This window comes from Ruegeria sp. C6, from assembly GCF_056537625.1.
The window spans coordinates 366,925-387,690 of sequence record NZ_JBQFRW010000001.1 but is presented as its reverse complement, the minus strand read 5'-3'; the positions used below and the strand labels follow the sequence as shown (position 1 = coordinate 387,690).

The following is a 20,766-nucleotide window of genomic DNA, read 5'->3' as shown; positions in this document are numbered from 1 at the left end:
AGTTTAATTGGGGCGTCCAGGCGCAGTCGTCAAAGCTAATGCAATGTGCTCGTTTATGAAACGTTAAACGCGTTTCAAGCCAGCTATTTTGAAACTGGATCAGCAGCACATCCTAAATTTAGTCCTTTAACCGTTTCTTGGCCGCCCGACCAATTCCGCAAGAGAAGTCGGCTAAATGGTCAAGGTCATTTAGGGTTCAGCAAAATAAGAAGCCACATATTCCATTAACATGATGCTTTAATGGTCTAGTCTGCCCAAGAAAGGAATCAGAACCTTAGGAGAAAAGCGTGCGGTTCATCACAAGAGGTGTAATGGTTTGTTGCGCTGTCGCGTTCGTCGCGGTTGTTGTGGCATGGCTTTTCCTGTCCTCTGCGTTGTTTTCTTCTGTCAGAACCACTTTTGTTGAAAACCTGATCTCGAAGAAACTTGGTCAGGACGTGTTAATAGAAGATGAAGTGCGTCTAGGCCTTGGTCGGCAACTGCAGGTATCCGCAGCGGGATTGGTACTACCCGGCGCGATCAAGACTAAAGCGAATCTGGCGGCAATCGACAAACTTGAGTTCAATATTTCTGCCCGCGACCTTTGGAACAGCAAATTGTCGCTGAGTGAGCTTTCTATCTCGGGTGTTCACCTCAACTTGATCACGGACAAAGACGGTGTCGGAAACTGGCAGTCCGCTTCCCAAACGGGCGCTAAAGCCGGGGATCCGGCCAAACCTGCAAACCTGTCTGTGGCTGGAATTCTAACGGACCAAAAAATTGACCTGACCGATGTTGCCGTTCTTTACCAGAACGATCTAAACGGGCTTGTGCTGGATCTGCAGCTTCCTGAGCTGTTTTTAAAGCGTGATACGGAAACCGACGTTGCGACCGCGGTTGGGGCTGGTTCACTAAATGGAGAGAAGTTTGATCTGAACGCGAGCATTCCCGCGGACGACCCGTTTCAGGTCGCAGTGAACTTCGAACAGATTGCGATTGCCGCCGAAGAAGTCCCTGAAGAGAACGGGCTACAAGTGAATACGACCATAGAGGTTGCCGAACTTGGTCAGCTTCTTGATATCCTGAAACTCAATCGCGTTCTGGAGGGTTCAGGAAGCATTGGTGCAACATTCAAATCAGTCGACGGCGTAGCCCGGATTGATGACCTGGCTGTATTGACTGAATTGGATGGTGGGCAAAGCCTTTCGCTGACGGGACAAATCGGAGAGTTGGGAAACCCAGAAGACGTATCCCTGACAACCCGCATTCGGTTGTACCCTGAAGATGCTGAACCCGCCCCAGCCGCGTCGCGGTATGATCTAAAACTAATAGCAGTTGACATGGTTATCGATAGCGTACCCGGGCAGGTCCCGCAGCGGCAAATGGTCATTGAAACCAACGGGTTCACATTGGATACCTCTGGTGAAGGGCCGCCCCCGATTAAGTTTTCCGAGCTTTCCAGAACACCCGAAGGCGCCTTGAGTGTTGGAAACATCAATTTGAGAATTGGGAACCCTGCTGATCCATTTATCATTTTGGACGGTTCGGTCGAAGACGCGTTGCAATTACAAGGCATATCGGCCGACGGGTTAATGGATATACCCGCAAGCAGCTTGATCTCATCAGAGCTTCTGGGACCGGATGATCAACTTGGTCGATTTTCTGGTAACTTTCATTTGAACGGCGACATCAATCAGCTTTCGCTGACAAATTTGGATGGCCAGACAAGCGAAACGGAACTTTGGAACCTTGAGGTGCATGGCTCTGTCAAAAATGTGCTCAAATTCGAGAACCTGGACTTGGCAATTCAAGTAGAAGTCCCCTCCGGAGCGGACCTGTTAGAAGCCCTATCGCTTGAACGGGTGGAAACTGGACAGGCTATCTTTGAAATTGGCCTTGCCAGCGAAGGAACCGATTGGGATGCGAATGCCAAAGTCAAGGTTGCCGACTCTGTCCTGCAAATTATGGCCGATCTTGATGATGCAACGAGTGATCCTGTACTGCAGGGTTCCATAGAGAGTGACTTGATAAAGATAGATCAGATCCGAACCATCGTTCAGGCCGCTGCACAATTGAGGAAAATAGGCGGTCTAGACCCCGACGAGGAAGACTTCATTGAAGAATCCGGCGACACTAGTCCTCTAACAGATGTAACGCTTAAACCTATTGGGCGTTCAATTCTCTTGTCCGGTGTGGATATGGATGTCGACGTTGACCTTCGGCACATAGAGGGTGCCAAAGGCATAAGCAGTTTGCAGAGTGAACTGACGCTCAACGAAAATGAACTCAAGGCCGGACCTTTGAATTTTGAATACGGAGGTGCTCATTTCGATGTCAGCGGACAAATGGATCTATCGAACGACGCGCATCTGCTCACGCTGACCGGCACAGCAGGCGGCTGGCAGCTGGATGAAATTCTTCACAACCTGAACTTCAAAAAGGGCGCAAGCGGTACCATCTATGCAGATTTTTCGGTGACCGGCGGAACCGATTCACCTAAGCATTTTGCCAACAGCATGAACGGCAATGCCACGGTCTCAATGCGTGACGGCTCGATCGAGACCCAGCTTTTGGATCTGGCAGGGCTAGGGATACTACCTTGGGTGTTTACCAAAGAGAAACAAAAGATTGCTCCGATCGTATGTTTGCGTGCACCGATTAGTATTTCAAATGGAAGTATTTCGACGAAACAAACCACATTGGAAACAGATCATGTCCAAGTTGTCGTCTTTGGCGGTGTTAATGTGGCGGGGAAGGTTTTGGACCTAAATCTGCAGCCCCGCAAGATTGGCGAACCGCTTTCGAAGAGTCCCTGGCCCGTGACCTTGAAGGGCCCACTAGCAAAGCCGAAGATCAAGGTCAAAGACGGTCCCAAGCGACTGAAACGATCGGATGGTGCGGACAAAATGCCGGCAAAAAGAAAACTTTGCGTTCCGGATATTCTACAACTGCAGTAGTGGCGAAGGCAGTCGATATAAGAACACAAATAAAGTTCAAAAGGAATGACATCGCTTTCTGGATGCGATCTTTGCTTTGGGTTTTCTCTCGAAATATTCCACACTTTAGGCGAATGGAAACTCTCTTAGAGTTCAGCCGACATGATGGAAGGACTTTGAGACGCAAATGGAAAAACGTGTGCACTATTGAAATGGCAGCTAAAGTAAAATCAATAGTGCTGTCAGACTAATTCGAACCAATCTCAGTTTGCCGCGAAAACCGCAAACCTATCCGGAACAAAGTTGACGCCACTCGCTAAGAGCGTCGGTGAGGATCAGCTTGAAGGTGTCTCGGCTGGCTAGTGATCTTTCCTGGTTGAAGTGGTTGTAGACTGAGGAATAGACGGAGGCGAAATTCTGTAAACTTCGCATGCGCCTGAAACGCAGCATCGCGCGTTCGCGTCGTCGAAACGGCAGGTGCGAATTCTCGACGCGGTTGTTGAGCCACCTGCCCGTCTGTTATTTTTCGAGCGCGCCCATTTCTCTGAGCGCAGCCTTGTAGGAAGCGAAGCGATCTGTGACGATCTCTTCGGCGCAACCGTGCCGCTTCAAAAATTTCTTGAGGAATTTCAGTGCTGCAGCTTTGTTTCGGCGTTTGGTAACAACTGCTTCCAGCACTTCACCTTCGTGATCAACGGCCCGCCAAAGGTAGTGTCTCTTGCCATTCACCTTCACGAAAACCTCATACACGTGCCACTTCCATTTGGAGAACACGCGCAGTTGCTGAATACGCTTTTTTCGGATCTCAACAGCAAACACCGGCCCGAACCTGTTCCACCAATATCTGACGGTCTCGTGGCTCACGTCGATGCCTCGCTCGTGCAACAGATCTTCGACATTCCGAAGCGAGAGCGGGAAACGGATGTACAACATCACCGCAAGGCGGATGATCTCTGGACTGGTTTTGAAGTATTTGAAAGCGGCCGGTTTGATCATCTTGAAACGCTACGCAACCACCCTGCCCCGCTCAAGCAAAGTTCTTCTGACAAGACCCGCAGAGGTTCAAGAGGCGATTTCCGAAGTGCTACAGGGGAAGTCTTACTTTCCGGTCGACACCACTATCGGTGTGCTCAAAGCTACCGCGCCTGAACTCGCTGCTTCAGCCAAGAAGATACTGAACTTTATGTTCCAGGTACTGCTAGGGTTAATTCCGGCAGCAGGCCTTATTGCCGCGGTTACCGGTTTTCTGTTGCGAGAATACTGGGGGCAGATTGGCGTTCGCGTGGTGGATATCGGCGTGGATGCGAGCACCCGTGTAGCAGAGCTTGTTCTGACGTTTCTTGTGCCTTTGGGGTTTCTGGGTCCACTTCACTTTGTAGAAAACTGGCGCGGGGCATTGAAGTCATGGGCAAACGGCCGCCCCAGACTTCGGATGCTAGGCAAGAAAATCAAACCCGTAAGAATTGGGAAAACTACGCTTGGAGTTATCATTGCCAACGAGCGAGTCCAATGGGTTGCCGTCGCGGCGATCGTTCTGGCAATCACTGTTCCACTAGACTTTTCTGGCGGCAGAATTCTTACGATCATCTTGGGCGCAGTCGTCGCGCTGGTAATGCTCGCAAACCTGTTTTTATTGGAAGATTACCTTCCCGAATTGTTGCGCCCATCTAAGCAAAACATCGGGAAAGCGCTGGTTATAGATGGAATGCTGTTCTTGGTCCTGTTGCTCGTATTGAGCGCTGAAGTCTTCCTGTTGGGACCAGATCTTCGCCAGGACGGGCTGCACGGGTTTCTTGCCCCAAAAGTCCTCGACCTTTCTGCACTGCCTATAATGGTGACCGACATAAACGAAAATTTCGGACCGCTGGAAGCGCTTTATCTAGGTGGAAATGCAGATCTGTACGTGCTGTTTGACCCTTGTGACAAGGTTGTGCGAATGATCACCGTTGGTTCATCCAGGGTCGAGCACATCCCCCAGGTTCAATGCTAGCCTAAGGCAAATGACGGCATTGTGCGCAAACAAACCGTTTTTGGGTCAGCCCAGCGAACGGCTAACTGACCGACAAAGCCATAAGCGAATTGATGATACAAAGCGTGAAAGCCCCTGCGGGATTGTGGGGGCTTTTGTCTGGCCAGTTTGCAACCACCTCAGAACCCAGTACTGCTTTTCGGACCAGAGCGGAATTCAAATGACTTTATCGGCATGATCCATGCGCATTTGAAGCAATTTTTTGACGAACCAGACCCTTCCAACACTTTTAGAACAAGGCGCCACGTAACAATGGCCTGTATTGCCTTTGGTTATTCTTTGTCTTTCGTGGTTTGCCTCAAAACCAAGCGCGTGGAGGTGCGAGCATGTTGTGCCGGCGTAACTCCATCCTGCAGCCATAGCAATACAGTGTCCGCCACTTGTTCGCCAAACTCAGAGACGCCGCAGTGTACCGTCGACAGTGCTGGCCAGCATTCCGAGGCTTCCTTGATGTCGTCGAAACCAACGATCTGAAACTCCGTGCCAATCTTAACCTGAGTTTCATGGCAGGCATTAATCATCCCGAAAGCAACAAGGTCATTAAAGCAAACTGCCGCGTCGCACTCCGGATGCTCCTTGAAAAGGCTGATCGTTGCTTCATGCCCAAATGACCGACTGGATTTCCCTGTCTTCACAATAGGCTGCAAGCCATTGCGCTTCATTGCACCAATGTAGCCAGACAGTCTTTCCTGAGTGACTTCAGCGCCATCCAGGCCTCCGATAAAGGCGATGTTCCTCGCGCCTGTGTCGATCAGGTACTGCGTCGCCGCGCGCCCACCCTCTGAATAATCGGGGGCGATAAAGGGGAATCTGGCCGTTTCGCTGTCAACTTGCCGCAAGACCTGCATCAAAGGGATGCCGGCTCGCTCGACCGCGGACAAGGTGTTAGAGACATCGCCATAAGCAGGCGATAGGATCAAGGCGGAAACCCCATGCTCCAGCATCGCGCCCACCACCTGGTCCTGAAGCTCGGGGTCTTCGTTTGTATTGGCCACAACGACTGCATAGCCTCGCGACCCCAGTGCCATCTGCAAGGAAGTCGCAAACTCAGTGAAAAATGGGTTGGTCAGGTCGTTGATTACCAAACCAATAAGCGCCGTTCCCGTGGATCGCAGATTTGCCGCCGACCGGTTGTAGACATACCCAATTTCTTTCATCGCAGCATGAACCAGCTTGCGCGTATCCTGCTTCACCTGCGGACTACCCTGCAGCACTAGGCTTACAGTCGATTTGGAAACACCCGCCGAGTTGGCGACATCTATGATCGTGGGTCTGCGCATTCAGGCTATTGTTCAACTCCATGCAGGCTGAGAAGCGTGGTCATCCGTGCTTTAGCCAGTTCCGGGTCCGAGAGCAAACCGGCCTGATCCGCAAGTTTGAAGACTTGCGCGAAGTGGCAGATATCGCGGCTGGATTGGAACCCGCCCGGCATGATGAAATGAGACTGCGACCCGTTTAGCCACGCCAGATATGCGATCCCTCCTTTGTAGAACCGGGTCGGAGCCTTGAATATCTCTCGGCTGAGGGGAACGGTCGGAGCGAACAACGCGTTGTAGAGATCCATGTTTCCCATCGCCAGCGCTTCAAGCGCCTGACTGGCGGCGGGGGCAATAGCGGCAAAAATTCCAAGTAGTGCATGGGAAAAATGTGTGCCATCCCCGGCAATTAGGTCCGCATAGTTAAAGTCATCGCCGGTGTACAGACGCACGCCTTCAGGCAGCCGCGCCCGGAAGGCTTCTTCGTGCGCTTGATCCAACAGAGAAATTTTGATCCCGTCCACTTTGGCCGGATTCTCATTGATCAAAGACAGGACGAAATTGCTGGCGGTGTCTACGTCCGAACTACCCCAATAGCCAGTCAGAGCGGGGTCGAACATGTCGCCCAGCCAATGCAGGATCACCGGCTGAGCCGCGCCATCGATCAACGCGCGATAGACGTCATGATAGGTATCGGGGCCAGCGTTGATCGCCGGGAAAGCGCGCGAGGCCATCAGGATCAATTGGCCACCGGCAGCCTCAATCGCTTCGGCCTGATGTTCGTAAGCCGACAGGATTTCGCCAGCGGTGTTCAATGCGCTCAGCGGCAGGTGGTCTGTCCCTGCCCCACAGGCCACGCGGGGTGACATTGGGTGCGCCTTTGCTGCCGCCATGGTGCGCTGAATCAGCTCCAACGCAGTCGCCCAATCGACGCCCATCCCCCGCTGAGCAGTGTCCATCGCCTCGGCCAGACCCAGCCCCTGATCCCAGAGCCCTTGTCGGAAACGCAACGTTGCGTCCCAATCCACCGCCGGACGGCCATCCCAGGGGTCGCGTTCCGTCAGCGGGTCCGAGACCACATGCGCCGCTGCAAACGCCGTGCGCGTCAGAGGCACCTGCGGCTTGCGCGGTACTAACGGCGTTCCGGTCAGCGCATAGGGTTCCAGCTGCCCCTCAGGGTTTGGCAAAATCAATTTCACTGTCTCAAACCTCCAAATCCAGAACCAGAATGCCGTCGATGCCACCCACGGCGTTCTCGACCAGTTGCGCGCCCAGCGCTTTGTGCGTTTCGTTGTTCTGATAGGCCTCCAGCACGCCCCAATCGTTGAAGTCGATCACGAACCCATGCATGTATCCGCGTTCGATCTGCTCGGGGCTCTCACTGCGGCCCCCGGTAAACCCGCTGGCCCCGGGAAGGGCCTTGGACACGTCCTCGAGACCTTTGTAGATGGCTCCGATAGTCTCCTCGGTCACGTCGGCGCGGAATTTGGTCAGTACGATATGGCGGATCATTTTTAGAAACCCTGATCTTGTTTGATCATGTCGGAAGCTTTTTCTCCGATCATGATTGTAGGTGCATTGGTGTTCGATGAATTGACCGTCGGCATAATCGACGCATCCGCGACGCGAAGCCCTTCGATCCCATTGAACCGCAGGCGCGGGTCCAGAACGGCTTCGGCATCGCTGCCCATACGACAGGTACCAGCGCAGTGGTGCGATGTTTTGGAGTGTACACAGATATAATCGAAATACTCCTGCTCGGTCCGCACGTCCGGGCCCGGCAAACGTTCTGCCAAGATGTACGGCTTCAACGCATCCTGAGCGAGGATGTTCTGCACCAGCTTCAGGCCCCGAGTGGACATCTCGCGATCGTAGGGATCCGCCAGATAGTTGGGATCTATCAGCGGCATCATCGCAGGGTCCGAGCTTTGCAATCGGACGGATCCGCGTGACCTGGGTCGCAGAAAACAGGCGTTCAGTGTAACCCCACCGTTGGGCATCGCCTCGACCCCTGCCTCAATGCCGGTACCAAGCCCTAGATGCATCTGAAGGTCCGGCGAACGCGCATCCGGGTCTGCGTACCAGAACCCACCCGTTTCGAACAGGCTGGACGCGACCGGTCCCTTGCGGGTGAAAAGGTATTGCAGGCCTGCAAAAGCTGAAAGGTGCAGCTTAGCAAAACGGTCGTAGGTGTGCGGGCCGGTCACTTCGCAGATGGAATACAAATCCAGATGGTCCTGCAAATTCGCGCCCACCTGCGGCTGATGAAAAACTGCGTCGATGCCAAGGCTGTCCAAATGATCCGCCGGGCCAATTCCCGACAGTTGCAACAAGCGCGGCGAACCGATAGCACCTGAGGACAGAATGACTTCTTTCGCGGCGGAGATCTTGTCCCCGTTCATCATCTCGACACCAGTCGCCCTGCCCTTGTCCACCATAATGCGGCGGGCCTGTGCGCCAGTGCGCACTGTCAGGTTCGGGCGGCTGCGGTTCGGCGCGATAAACGCCATCGCAGCAGAGGATCGTCGCGCATTGCGCTGGGTCAGCTGATAGTACCCCGCTCCATCTTGTTTGGCCCCATTCACATCGCGTGTTTCAGGAATCCCCACTTCCCCAGCGGCCTTGATGTAGGCATCGCAGATTGGCAAAGGGGCTGCGGGCATGGACACGCCCAGCGGTCCGCCCTTGCCGTGAAATTCGTCGTCGTAGGTGTCGTTGTCTTCGGACTTTTTGAAATAGGGCAGCACGTCGGCATAACTCCACCCCTCGCACCCCATCTGTCTCCAGTCATCGTAGTCCTGAGCTGCACCCCGCGTGTAGATTTGCGCGTTAATTGCAGACCCTCCGCCGATCACCTTGGCCTGGGTGTAGTTGAAGACCTTGTTCTGCATGTGCTTTTGCGGAACCGTGGACCAGCCCCAGCTGCCGATACCCTTGGTCATCTTCGCAAACCCGGCTGGCAGGTGAAAGAACGGGTGACGGTCGGTGGAGCCAGCCTCTAGCAACAGCACACGCGTCGATGGTTCTTCGGAAAGACGCGCAGCGATCACCGAGCCTGCCGAGCCTCCCCCAACGACAATGAAATCATATCCTTCAGACATTCTCGTGTGCCCTGACTTACAGACGTGAAATCGACAAGCCACCATCCACCGGGATGGCGGCGCCGTTTGCAAAGTGCATGTGCCCCTGAACCAGTGGCACGACAACGGACCCAATATCCTCGGGCTCACCCCAGCGTGCCGCGGGAACAAGACCGCCCTCGATACGGTCGGTATACTTGTCGCGCACGCCCGCCGTCATCTCGGTCGCGATGATGCCCGGTCGCAGCTCAAAGACACCGATGCCTTCGGGGGCCAAGCGTACTGCGAACAACTGAGCCATCATCGCTGCGGCCGCCTTGGACACGCAGTACTCGGCGCGTTCGATCGATACCATTGTCGCGCTGACAGAGGTGACAAAGGTGATCGAACGATAGGTATCTTGCGGCTGCTCCAACATGCGCCGGGCCACCTCTTGCGCCAGAAAAAACGCGCCACGCAGGTTGATGTTCTGGACGAAATCCCAATTCTCGGGCTTCAGGTCCAGCATGTCACCACGCACTGGCGCCCCTACGCCTGCGTTGTTTATAAACGCGGTGATCGGGCCCAAATCGGCTTCGATCTGATCCAGTAGCTCCGGAATGTGATCAATGTCGGACACGTCGTGCTGCACATAAATTGCGCTTGGGCCAAGCTCTGCCAAAGTCGCCTCAACGACCGGTTTGTAGGGCGCCGAGCGAGAGGCTATTGCGACCTTGTACCCTGCGGCGATCAAGGCGCGCGCCACCCCGAGTCCAATGCCCTGTTGTCCTCCGGTCACCAATGCTGTTCCGGTCATGCGGCGAACTCCGTTTCAATAATGTGACGACCTGCCCGGAGCGCGAGTGCGGCTATTGTGAGAGCCGGATTCACTGCCGCAGATGTCGGAAGAACTGACGCGTCGACGATGAACAGGTTCTTGTGGTCGTGGCTGCGGCAGAACGTGTCGACGACACTGCTTGCCGGGTCATTACCCATCCGCGCTGTGCCGCATTGATGCGACGGAGTGCGCCGATCAAATGGTCGCGACAGTACCACAGGAAACCCCGCCTGCTTCAGATGCGCCTTTAGCCGCGCAACCAAGGCCTCGTGCGCCGCCCAATTCGAGCGTTTCCAGTCCAGCGTGATTTGGTCTCCTTCGACCGTCACCCGGCTGTCTGGGTTCGGCAGGTCTTCGGACATGGCATAGAAATCAAAGCTGCGATTGGCGATTAGCGCTGCAATTGGCCCCGGCAGGCTGGTTTGCGACGAAAGGATCGACCCGGTGATCTTTCCCAGCATCTGAATATTGCCCAATGGCAAACCACCCTGCCCGTCGCTGTTGTAATAGTCGTTAAACATCAACGTTTTCTGATAGACCGCCCTATTTCGACGCAGCGGATGAAGGGCCAGCACCGCCGAACAATTGTGGTTCATAAAGTTCCGTCCGACCTGATCGGACCGATTGGCAAGACCGGTTGGACAATTGTCGTTCGCGGACTGCAGCAACAGTGCCGAGGACTGTACCGCACCTGCTGCAAGCACGATGACCGGCGCATGCAGGGTACCGTGGCCATCAACTTCGACACTTGTGACACGACCAATGGCATCAGCCTTCAATTTTCGGACACGCGCGTCAGTTAAAAGCTCGACATTCCCATGCTTCAATGCCTCGGCGAGGGCACAGGTTTCGGCGTCCATTTTGCCGCCGCATGTATTGGGAAACGCATCCCAAGTTGTTTGCCCAGCCCGCAACCAGGTTTCAATATCCACGCCCAACGGCACTGAGGATGGCGTCAGGCCTGCGTGGCTTAGCCGGTTCCTCAGGTCTGCAATATCAACCTCATCCGGCACAGGTGGGTGCGGGTAACCCCTACTGTGCGGCGGTTCGGTGGGGTCCTCTTTGGTGGTCCCACGTGCGTCGTAAAGCTGTTCCGCGGTGGTGTAATCCGCCTCAAGCTCTTCATAGGGCATGGGCCAGCCGTGCGAGTAACCACCCATGTGCTGACGCGGCTCAAAATCCTCTTTCCGATAGCGTATCAAAGCTGCGCCGTAGAACTTAGAATTTCCACCAACGCAGTAGTAGTTTCCGGGGTCAAAAGGTTTGCCTGCTCCATCCAGCCATGTTTCATCGGGGCGAAAGTGCCCATTGGCAAAGATCGCTTTTGGGTCTCGATCCTGCGGTGAAGGCTGCAACCGCTTTCCTCGTTCAAGGATCAGAATGCGACGACCGGACGGAGCCAACGCCGCAGCCAGCGTTGCCCCCCCGATACCCGACCCAATGATTATGACGTCAGCTCGATTCATGGAAGGATCCGCATCTCGCTTTCGGGATCAAAAGCCACGGCCTTTTCCATGTTCACTGCAAAGTTGAAATCTTGACCCGGTGCCACTTCGGCATCCGAACGCATACGCGCGATCACATCTCGTCCGCCCAATTGCATCGAGACAAAGGTGTCCGATCCAGCGGGCTCCGTCACCACGATACGGTTGGTCATCTGCGCGATGTTCGACGACTTTCGATCCGCACCGTCCATATCGGTGATAGTCTCTGGGCGGATTCCCAACAAGATCTCGCGCCCATCCCATGCGGCCAAGTTGTCCTGGCTGAACGGAAGTTGCGCCATAGATCCGTCGTGAACGGCGACCTCTGCATGAGGGTGGCCATTCAAAACCGTAACCTTGGCCGGTACCACGTTCATCGCAGGCGAGCCCATGAATGTTGCAACGAAGATATTCGCAGGCGTGTCATAGATTTCCTGCGGCGTACCCAGCTGTTGGACATAACCGCCGTTCATCACGGCGATCCGGCTTGAAAGCGTCATCGCCTCGATCTGGTCATGCGTCACATAGACGATGGTGGTCCCGAGGTTCTGATGCAGCTTCTTGATCTCGGTCCGCATGTCGACACGTAGCTTGGCATCTAGGTTCGAGAGCGGTTCATCGAACAGAAAGACATCAGGGTTCCGTACTAACGCGCGACCCATTGCAACCCGCTGGCGCTGACCGCCCGACAACTGACCGGGCTTACGATCCAGCAACTGCTCGATCTGTAAGAGCTTGGCAACTTCTTGCATCGCTTTGTCGCGTTCAGGCTTGGGCACACCATGCATCTCAAGACCGAAAGTGATGTTCTGCCCGACCGTCATATTAGGATACAAAGCATAGCTTTGGAAAACCATGGCAATGTTGCGGTTGGACGGGTGCACCCCGTTCATCACCTGATCCTTGATGCGGATTTCGCCGCTGGTGATCTCTTCCAGCCCCGCGATCATGTTCAGCAGAGTGGATTTGCCACAGCCCGAGGGGCCGACCAGAACCAGGAACTCTCCTTCCTGCACCGAGATGTCGACTTTGTGCAGAACCTCGACCGCCCCGTAGGATTTGGTCGCGTTGTCTATGTCTAGAAAACCCATGAGGTCTTATCCTTTCACCGAACCCGCCATCAGGCCGCGGACGAAGTATCGACCGGCCACGATGTAGACGAGCAGAGTTGGCATGGCCGCCAGAATGGCGCCTGCAAAATGAACGTTGTATTCCTTCACACCGGTTGATGACTGCACCAGATTGTTCAGTGCCACCGTCATCGGTTGGCTGTTGGCATCGGCAAAGGACGCGCCGAACAGAAAGTCATTCCAGATGTTGGTGAACTGCCAGATGATCGAAACCACGGCGATCGGCCCGGAACTGGGCAGAAGAATGCGCCAGAAAATCTGGAAGAACCCGGCGCCATCAATCTGCGCCGCACGGATCAGCTCGGTCGGGAACACGGCATAGTAGTTGCGAAAGTACAGCGTAGTGAAGCCGATCCCATAGACCACGTGTACCAGCGCAAGACCCCACGTGGTACCTGCCAGCCCGATGATACCCAGCATCCGCGCCATCGGGATCAGCACGATCTGGAAAGGGATGAAACAGGCGAACAGCATCAGACCGAATAAGATGGTGTCGTACTTGAAGCGCCATTTGGTCAGCACATAGCCGTTCAACGCCCCAAGAATGGTCGAGACGATCACCGCCGGAACCACCATCTTGATCGAGTTCCAGAAGTAGGGCTTCAGCCCTGTCGGATCGACGCCGATCTGCGCCGAAGACCACGCCTTGAGCCACGGCTCAATCGTGAATACCTGCGGCAGGTTCATCATGCCGCCGCCGGTGATCTCTTCCAATGGCTTCACCGAGTTCACCAGCATGACATAAAGCGGCAGCAGGTAGAACAGACCGAACAGAAGCAGCACCAGATATATCAACGTGCGCGTAACGCGGCCCGTTCGGATTGCGGTATCCTGAGTAGCTTGAGACATCAGCGTTTCTCCCGCAATTCGGCGTAAAGATACGGGATCATGATCGCGGCAATGGTCATCAGCATGATCGTGGCCGAGGCCGCACCGATCCCCATCTGGTTTCGCGTGAACGTGTAAGAATACATGAAGGTCGCGGGTAGTTCTGTGGCGCGACCGGGGCCACCCCCGGTCAGGGCGATGACAAGGTCAAAGGTCTTGATCGCCAGATGGCTGAGGATCACGAAGGCCGACAAGAAGGCTGGTCGTAGTTGCGGGATAATGATCCGGCGATAGAGGTTCCAGTTCGACGCGCCGTCCATCTGCGCAGCCCGCAGAATTTCATTGTCGATCCCACGCAGGCCAGCCAGAAACATTGCCATCACGAAGCCGCTCGTCTGCCAGACGGCTGCTAGAACAACTGTGTAGATGGCGTAGTCGCGATTCTTAATCCAGTCGAATTCAAAACTGGTCCAACCCCATGTGTGCATCACGTTTTCCAAGCCGATGCCGGGATCCAGAAACCATTTCCACGCGGTGCCGGTGACGATGAAGCTCAGCGCCATCGGGTACAGGTAGATCGGGCGCAGCAGCCCCTCACCGCGGATTTTTTGGTCGAGGAAAATTGCAAGACCCAGCCCAAAGCATGTGCAGATCACGATATACAGGCTGGCGTAGATGCCCATATTGATCAGTGATGTTTCCCAATGGCTCAGCCGCCACAGCTTGTCGTAGTTTTCCCACCCGACCCAACCAAAGGTCGGCAGAATGCGGCTGTCAGTAAAGGACAGGTAGACCGAAAACAGAATGAAACCGTAGACAAAGACCGTCATCATCGCGATCGATGGAGACAGGACTAGCTTGGGAATCCAGTTCTGAAGGCGTGTCTTGAAATCCGCGTCGGCTGAACCAGCCATGGCGCGCCCTCCTCGTTCGAGTAGTTGTAGGTCGGAGCGAATGCGCCCACTTGGTGACAGGGCGGCCAACCTGCCGCCCCATCGGGAGGATCACGTTAAGATCACTTGGCGATCGAAACTGCGTCGACCAGTTCGACTACAGCTGTCTCGCTGTCATACTCACCGTTGAAATGGGCTGTGACGACGTCATAAACCGCGTTCTTCACCGATGCCGGCGCGGCATGGCCGTGCGCCATCGAGCCAAACAAGTTACCCGACGAAGCCGCTGCTGCCAGATCCTTCATGCCCTGTTGGCCACAAGCATCCAGATCACTACCGTCCACGTCAGTACGAGCCGGGACAGAGCCCTTCACCTTGTTGAAGGCAATCTGGAAGGATGGCGACAGGATCGCGCTGGCCAGAGCGGCCTGTTCAGCCGATACCGAACCGCCCTGATCGAACATCATGAACTGGTCAGCATTGAAGGTGACCTGATCCTGAGTACCCGGGAAGCGGAAGCACAGGAAATCCTCACCCGGCACTTTGCCCGCGTTCAGGAACTCGCCCTTGGCCCAATCCCCCATCATCTGGAAACCGGCTTCACCGTTGATGACCATCGCTGTCGCCAGGTTCCAGTCTCGGCCCGAGAAATTCTCATCCACGTTGTCGCGAATGAATGCCATACGGTCGAACGCTTCTTTCATGGCGTCGCCGCCAAGTGTTTCCTCGTCCAAGTCAACGAAGGCTGCTTTGTAGCCATCGGGTCCAAGTGTCGACATCGCCACCGCATCGAAAATGGTCGCATCCTGCCAGGCTTGACCACCATGCGCGATCGGAGTGACTCCGGCGGCTTTCAATGCCTCAACCGCTGCGACGAATTCGTCCCAGTTGGTGGGCTGTGCAAGGCCGTTAGCGTCCAGCACCGCTTTGTTGGCCCAGACCCAGTTAGTGGAGTGCACATTGACTGGTGCCGAGACCCACTTGCCGTCATGCTTGGCAAAGGCTTTCAGAGCATCTGGAACGACATCATCCCAACCTTCCTTGGCGGCCACTTCGTTCAGATCGGCCAGCGCACCCTGATTGGCCCAATCGATAATGTCAAAGCCCAGGGCCTGAACGGCTGTTGGTGCGTTGCCAGCAGTGACGCGCGCCCGCAGAACGGTCATCGCCTGCTCACCACCACCGCCCGCTACTGGCATGTCGGTCCAGCCGATTCCTTGCCCGGACAGGTCGTCCTTGAGAACATTCAACGCTGCGGCCTCACCACCTGAAGTCCACCAGTGCAAAACTTCCACGTCTTCAGCATGCGCAAGGCTGGTTGTGCACAGTAGACCGGCTACAAACAGCGATTTTGTCTTCATAAATTTACGCATTCTTGTTTCCTCCCTTAATGCGTTCTTCTTATTCGGGACCAATCCGGTGCCCGGCTTTAGTCTTGCGGAACCCATGGCGCTCGGTTGTTGCCGATGCGCATGACCACTGATTTCACTTCGAAGAATTCCTCGAACCCGTAACGTCCGATTTCCCGCCCCTGCCCGGATTGCTTGAACCCACCGAATGCAACCTCGGGGAACCCGTCCATCCAGGTGTTGGTCCAGACCGTTCCCGTTTCTGCACGACGGGCGAATTCGAGGCAGGTGTGAACGTTTTCGCTCCAGACCCCTGCCGACAGACCGTAAGCGCTATCATTGGTTAGCGCGATTGCTTCGTCCAGTGTTTTGAACGTCAAAACAGACAGAACTGGTCCGAATACCTCATCCCGGGCTATTGGCATGTCGGGCGAGACATCAGAAATCACCGTCGGCTGGTAGAACTGAGCGCCCAAGCCTTCGACCTCCAGCGGCTCACCACCCAGATCAATAGTTGCACCCGAAGCCTGCGCCTGCTTGACGTACGCGTCGATTTTTGAGTTGTGCTCGGACGTTACGATAGCACCAACCTGCGTCGTCTGGTCCAGAGGATCGCCGAATTTGACTTTGCGCGACAGGGCAACGACACGCTCACGGAAATCGTCGGCTATGTCTTCGTGCACAATGATGCGACTGCTTGAATTGCAGCACTGGCCAACATTGAAATAGACACCAAACACAACCGCATCAGCGGCTGCATTTAGATCGGCGTCGGGAAAGATGACCTGAGGGTTCTTGCCCCCAAGCTCAAGCGCGACTTTCTTGAGTGTATCCGATGCTACTGCGCTGATCGTCTTGCCCACAGCCGTTGAGCCCGTAAAGCTGATCATGTCCACGCTGTCATGGCTCGACATCACACTGCCAACGGGAACTCCGTAGCCCAGAACGATATTGCATACACCGGCGGGCAATCCAGCTTCGACCAGCAACTCGCCCAGCATCAAGGTTGTCGACGGTGTCATCTCAGACGGCTTCACAACAACGGTGCAACCAGCCGCCAACGCGAAGGGCAGCTTCTGACTGAGAATCCAGAAGGGGAAGTTCCACGGCGTAATGATGGACACGACACCGATGGGTTCCTTCAGCACGACACCCATCATGTCTGCGCCAAGAGTGTTGTGGCTGTCGCCGTGTGTGCTGCGTGCCAATGAGGCCGCATAGCGCCAAAGGTCTGCTGCACCGCCGACCTCGCCCTTGGATTGGCTGATCGGCTTACCGCTTTCCAGCGTTTCGATCAGTGCGATCCGGTCGACATTCTGCTCAATCAGGTCGGCAACCTTCAGCAAAACGGTGGCCCGTTCTTTGCCTGATGCCCGGCTCCAATCACCGTTGTCGAACACCTTGCGCGCCGCCTGGATCGCGGCCTCGGCTTCAGCCTCGCCACCCAAGGCCGAACGGCTGACGATGTGCCCGTGCGAGGGCGAGCGCCGTTCGAACGTCTCACCAGACGCGCTATTCTGCCACCTGCCATCGATGAGATGCCGACCTTCGAACAACGGCGGCAACTCGAACGGGATGGCAGGGTTGATGGTGATATCTTTCATATTGTCAAAGGCCCGAAAATGTGGGGTTACGTTTTTCCATGAATGCGGCAACGCCTTCTTCGCGGTCCGCTGAGGCGGCAATCGCTGCGCTACCAAGGGTTTCGACCACGGCATGAGTGTCTTCACCGACCGCTGCATGGATCATGTTTTTTGAGATTTCGGTGGCGCGAGGCGAAAGGTCGCTAAGTTCGGCGGTGATCTCAAGCGCGCGCGCCAGAACGTCGTCAGTCACCTCGGTCGCATAGCCCAAGGCGACGGCGCGGTCAGCACCAATACGGCGCCCAAAGAGTGCCATCTCTTTCACCGCAGCCTCGGGAAGCAGCCGGGTCAACCGCTGCGTCCCCGACCAGCCCGGCACGATCCCAACCCGAGCTTCAGGTAAAGCCAGCGTTGCACGCGGAGTTATCAAGCGCAGATCGCAGCAACTGGCCAACTCCAGACCGCCGCCGAAGGCGTGACCGTTGATCGCAGCGATAGTCGGTTTGCCGATCCGTGCCAACCGATCAAAGATTCTGTGTCCGTCTCGGACCCAGTGACGCGCAAACTCGGCGGGGCTCAGACCACCCCATGCTTCAATATCGGCTCCGCAACAGAACGCTTTTTCTCCTGCGCCAGTCAGAACAAGCGCACGAATGGACGCGTCACGCTCGACCTCTCGCAAGCGAGCCTCCAACGCATCCAGCATGTCTACGGTCAGAGCATTGAGCTTGGGCACGTTGTCCAATGTAAGTACGGCTGTCGGACCCTCGATATGAAACCCAAGTTTGCTCACAGGGTCATCCCCATCGGGCCTAACGCGAACAGAGATTTGGGCATCTGAACCGCATTTTCCGCGACTTTGACGCGACCACCCGATGCTTCGACAATATCGCGCTGCGCCTCGATGCCGGGCATGATTTCCGTAGCAACCAGACCCTGATCCGTAAGGCGAATGACGCAGCGCTCCGTCACATACAGAACGTCCTGACCGGTTTCCCGGGCACGGCGACCTGAAAATGTGACGTGTTCAACCTGATCCACCATCTTGGTGAACTTGCCCGGGGCATTCACCCGGATACCGTCCTCTGCGAGGTCGATCTTAGCGCCGGCTTCGAACCAGCCCGAGAATACGATCTTTCTGGCGCGTGCCGTGATGTCGACGAACCCACCACATCCTGCGGTCAGGTAGGGCTTCTTACCCAGTTTGGAGACGTTCACATTGCCTTCGACATCAACCTCGAGGAACGAGAGGAACGACATATCGAAGCCGCCGCCCTGGAAATAAATGAACTGCTGTGGGGACGGCACGAAAGCATGTGCGTTGGACGCGCAGCCAAAGGCAAATCCGGTCAATGGGACGCCTCCAACGGCCCCTTGCTCAATCGCCCATGTCACAGCCTGAGGATGCCCCTCTTCCAACAAAACACGCGGGACCATAGCGCTGATTCCAAAGCCCAAGTTGGCGCTCATGCCGCTGCGGAGTTCTTGGGCGGCGCGACGCGCGATGACCTTTTCGACGCCATGCTCGGCCAGTGAAAAGCTGTCCCAAGGGCGCATGATCTGGCCAGAAATCGCAGGATCATAAGACGTTTCAGTCGTTTGCATCTGCTCCGGGTCTTCAACGATCAGGTCGACCAGATGCCCCGGCACGCGCACTTCATGGGGGCGCAGGCTTCCGGCGGCAGTCACACGTTGAACCTGTGCGATCACGATCCCACCGTGGTTGCGGACGCAGATCGCTTGCTCTAGCCCGCCCAAATAAGCGCCTTCATGCTCATAGGTCAGGTTTCCGAACTCATCCGCTGTGGTAGCGCGCAAAATACATACGTTCGGGTTGATGTTTGGGAAGTGCAGCCAGGTCTGACCGTCGAACTCTCTCCGGTTCACGATGGGCGTTGCCGCGCCACGCGCATTCATCGCGCACCCTTCGCGGACAGGGTCCACGAAGGTTTCAAGCCCGACTTGCGTCAGAACACCAGGCCGATGCGCTGCGGCCTCGCGATGCATGTCGAACAGAATTCCCGACGGCACGTTATATGCGGCGACCCGATCCTCGACGATCATTTTCCAGATTTCCGGCATCTCAAGGCTGGAAGGGCCCGACGGGTAAGATCCGGCAAGAACGCGGCTTAGCAATCCATCCTGCGCCAGATAATCCATGCCCTTCACGCCATACATATCACCGGCGGCTATAGGGTGCAGCGTTGTAATGTTGCGCGGATGCCCCTCTGTGCGAAACCGTTCTCCAAGTGCCTTCAGCACGAGGTTAGGGCACCCGAGCGCAGAGGACGACGACACGGTGACAACCGCATTGTCTGGGATACGAGAAACGGCCTCGGAAACGGAAACAAGCTTGGTCATCAGAAACCGCCATAATCTATGTTGATACGTTCACCCGACGCTGCGGCCTCACGAACGCTCAGCGCGATTGACAGCGATTTCACTCCGTCAGGTCCGTCGGCAGCAGGACGGCCTTGTCCCGCCGCTGCGGAGACAAATTCCGAAACGCCTTGAACATAGAGAGAGTGGTCCGAAAACGGAATCTCTTCGCTTCCGGCTTCAGTCACCAGTTTTATTGCCCCAACAGGGCGCTGCGTCATGACGCCATCCGCAAAAATCGAGCCCTTGGTCCCGTGCACTTGCAGGCCCGACCCGGCAAAGGGGTGCGTAAAGCTTTCGTGCGTCGTGACCATCGCCCCCGATGGCATCGTCCACACGGACATGCACGAGTCTTCGACCCCCTGCCCCATCCCAGAGCTGGCCATTTGCGCGACGACGGAAATCGGGTCCTCATTGAGCAGGAACCGCGTGACATCCGCATCATGAACGACGATGTCGGGGATCACGCCGCCGCCGGCATCTGCAGAGTTAATGCGCCACCCCTGTAGGTTCCCGGGCAAATGTACCGCGTGATGTATACGCAGCGAAAGAACGTCGCCGACGCGCCCGTCTGCAATGAGGTCACGAATGGCACGATGGCTGCCAGAGCATCGCAGGTGGTGGTTTGTACCAAAAGTCACGCCAGCCGCTTCGGCTGCGCGCACCATTTCGACCGCTTCCGCCTGGGTCATCCCAAGCGGCTTTTCACATAGAACATGCTTGCCAGCCGAAATGGCTGCAATTGCCTGACCGTGGTGTTTCTCATTGGTCGAGGAGACGTAGACAGCCTGAACGTTCTCGTCAGTCAGGGCAGCGCCCAAGTCTGTGGTTGCGTTGGGAATTCCATGTTCCCTCGCCCAGCTTTTAACCCGCTCAGGAGAATTGCTGACGACCCAGGTCACGTCGTTACCTGTCTGCTGGCGCACTGCAACCAACATGTATTGCGAAGCTATTGTGCTCGCTCCGACAAATGCCCAATTCATCCATTTTCTCCAAAATTGGAAGGTTCCAAAGTCTTTAATG

Annotated in this window: 16 protein-coding genes and 1 pseudogene; 2 read left to right on the top strand and 15 right to left on the bottom strand. The window is 55.7% G+C overall.

The annotated features are described in order from the left end of the window. The first annotated feature begins 287 nt into the window (after positions 1 to 287). Positions 288 to 2,936 (top strand): AsmA family protein, encoded by a 2,649-nt coding sequence (locus ACR0MJ_RS01910; RefSeq protein ID WP_480758749.1) that lies wholly within the window; start codon positions 288 to 290, stop codon positions 2,934 to 2,936. A gap of 267 nt (positions 2,937 to 3,203) precedes the next feature. Here ACR0MJ_RS01910 and ACR0MJ_RS01905 read toward each other — a convergent pair. Continuing rightward, positions 3,204 to 3,911: pseudogene (locus ACR0MJ_RS01905) on the bottom strand (IS6 family transposase). Between ACR0MJ_RS01905 and ACR0MJ_RS01900 the strand changes: the two are divergent. Next, complete coding sequence (locus ACR0MJ_RS01900; protein WP_170402967.1) at positions 3,838 to 4,905, top strand: hypothetical protein; 1,068 nt, start codon at positions 3,838 to 3,840, stop codon at positions 4,903 to 4,905. The pseudogene ACR0MJ_RS01905 and the gene ACR0MJ_RS01900 overlap by 74 nt on opposite strands. A gap of 311 nt (positions 4,906 to 5,216) precedes the next feature. Here the strand turns inward: ACR0MJ_RS01900 and ACR0MJ_RS01895 are convergent, their stop codons facing one another. The 14 genes from ACR0MJ_RS01895 to ACR0MJ_RS01830 form a co-directional block, all read right to left on the bottom strand. Continuing rightward, a complete protein-coding gene (locus ACR0MJ_RS01895) occupies positions 5,217 to 6,224 on the bottom strand; it encodes a LacI family DNA-binding transcriptional regulator (RefSeq protein ID WP_480758746.1) in 1,008 nt (335 codons plus the stop codon). Between the two features lie 5 nt (positions 6,225 to 6,229). Continuing rightward, complete coding sequence (locus ACR0MJ_RS01890; RefSeq protein WP_480758745.1) at positions 6,230 to 7,399, bottom strand: dihydrodipicolinate synthase family protein; 1,170 nt, start codon at positions 7,397 to 7,399, stop codon at positions 6,230 to 6,232. Between the two features lie 4 nt (positions 7,400 to 7,403). After that, complete coding sequence (locus ACR0MJ_RS01885) at positions 7,404 to 7,712, bottom strand: Dabb family protein (RefSeq protein ID WP_170424020.1); 309 nt, start codon at positions 7,710 to 7,712, stop codon at positions 7,404 to 7,406. 2 nt (positions 7,713 to 7,714) lie between these two features. Further along, positions 7,715 to 9,301, bottom strand: a complete 1,587-nt coding sequence (locus ACR0MJ_RS01880; protein WP_480758743.1) for a GMC family oxidoreductase — start codon at positions 9,299 to 9,301, stop codon at positions 7,715 to 7,717. A 16-nt stretch (positions 9,302 to 9,317) separates the two neighbouring features. Next, complete coding sequence (locus ACR0MJ_RS01875; protein ID WP_170424024.1) at positions 9,318 to 10,076, bottom strand: 3-ketoacyl-ACP reductase; 759 nt, start codon at positions 10,074 to 10,076, stop codon at positions 9,318 to 9,320. After that, a complete protein-coding gene (locus tag ACR0MJ_RS01870) occupies positions 10,073 to 11,563 on the bottom strand; it encodes a GMC oxidoreductase (protein WP_480758739.1) in 1,491 nt (496 codons plus the stop codon). Before ACR0MJ_RS01870 ends, ACR0MJ_RS01875 begins: the two co-directional genes overlap by 4 nt. Beyond that, complete coding sequence (locus ACR0MJ_RS01865; protein ID WP_480758737.1) at positions 11,560 to 12,672, bottom strand: ABC transporter ATP-binding protein; 1,113 nt, start codon at positions 12,670 to 12,672, stop codon at positions 11,560 to 11,562. Before ACR0MJ_RS01865 ends, ACR0MJ_RS01870 begins: the two co-directional genes overlap by 4 nt. Before the next feature lie 6 nt (positions 12,673 to 12,678). Beyond that, positions 12,679 to 13,560 (bottom strand): carbohydrate ABC transporter permease, encoded by an 882-nt coding sequence (locus ACR0MJ_RS01860; protein WP_068340098.1) that lies wholly within the window; start codon positions 13,558 to 13,560, stop codon positions 12,679 to 12,681. After that, positions 13,560 to 14,453 carry a carbohydrate ABC transporter permease gene (locus ACR0MJ_RS01855; RefSeq protein ID WP_170511643.1) on the bottom strand — a complete coding sequence of 298 codons (894 nt, stop codon included), beginning with the start codon at positions 14,451 to 14,453 and terminating at the stop codon, positions 13,560 to 13,562. Before ACR0MJ_RS01855 ends, ACR0MJ_RS01860 begins: the two co-directional genes overlap by 1 nt. Before the next feature lie 101 nt (positions 14,454 to 14,554). Beyond that, positions 14,555 to 15,793, bottom strand: a complete 1,239-nt coding sequence (locus tag ACR0MJ_RS01850; protein ID WP_170512117.1) for an ABC transporter substrate-binding protein — start codon at positions 15,791 to 15,793, stop codon at positions 14,555 to 14,557. 68 nt (positions 15,794 to 15,861) lie between these two features. Next, complete coding sequence (locus ACR0MJ_RS01845) at positions 15,862 to 17,385, bottom strand: aldehyde dehydrogenase family protein (protein WP_480758734.1); 1,524 nt, start codon at positions 17,383 to 17,385, stop codon at positions 15,862 to 15,864. Positions 17,386 to 17,389: 4 nt separating this feature from the next. Next, positions 17,390 to 18,157 carry an enoyl-CoA hydratase/isomerase family protein gene (locus tag ACR0MJ_RS01840; RefSeq protein ID WP_170511638.1) on the bottom strand — a complete coding sequence of 256 codons (768 nt, stop codon included), beginning with the start codon at positions 18,155 to 18,157 and terminating at the stop codon, positions 17,390 to 17,392. Next, positions 18,154 to 19,725 (bottom strand): acyl CoA:acetate/3-ketoacid CoA transferase, encoded by a 1,572-nt coding sequence (locus tag ACR0MJ_RS01835; RefSeq protein ID WP_480758729.1) that lies wholly within the window; start codon positions 19,723 to 19,725, stop codon positions 18,154 to 18,156. Before ACR0MJ_RS01835 ends, ACR0MJ_RS01840 begins: the two co-directional genes overlap by 4 nt. Next, a complete protein-coding gene (locus tag ACR0MJ_RS01830; RefSeq protein WP_480758726.1) occupies positions 19,725 to 20,726 on the bottom strand; it encodes a Gfo/Idh/MocA family protein in 1,002 nt (333 codons plus the stop codon). The genes ACR0MJ_RS01835 and ACR0MJ_RS01830 overlap by 1 nt, the downstream gene beginning before the upstream one ends. Between the last annotated feature and the right edge of the window lie 40 nt (positions 20,727 to 20,766).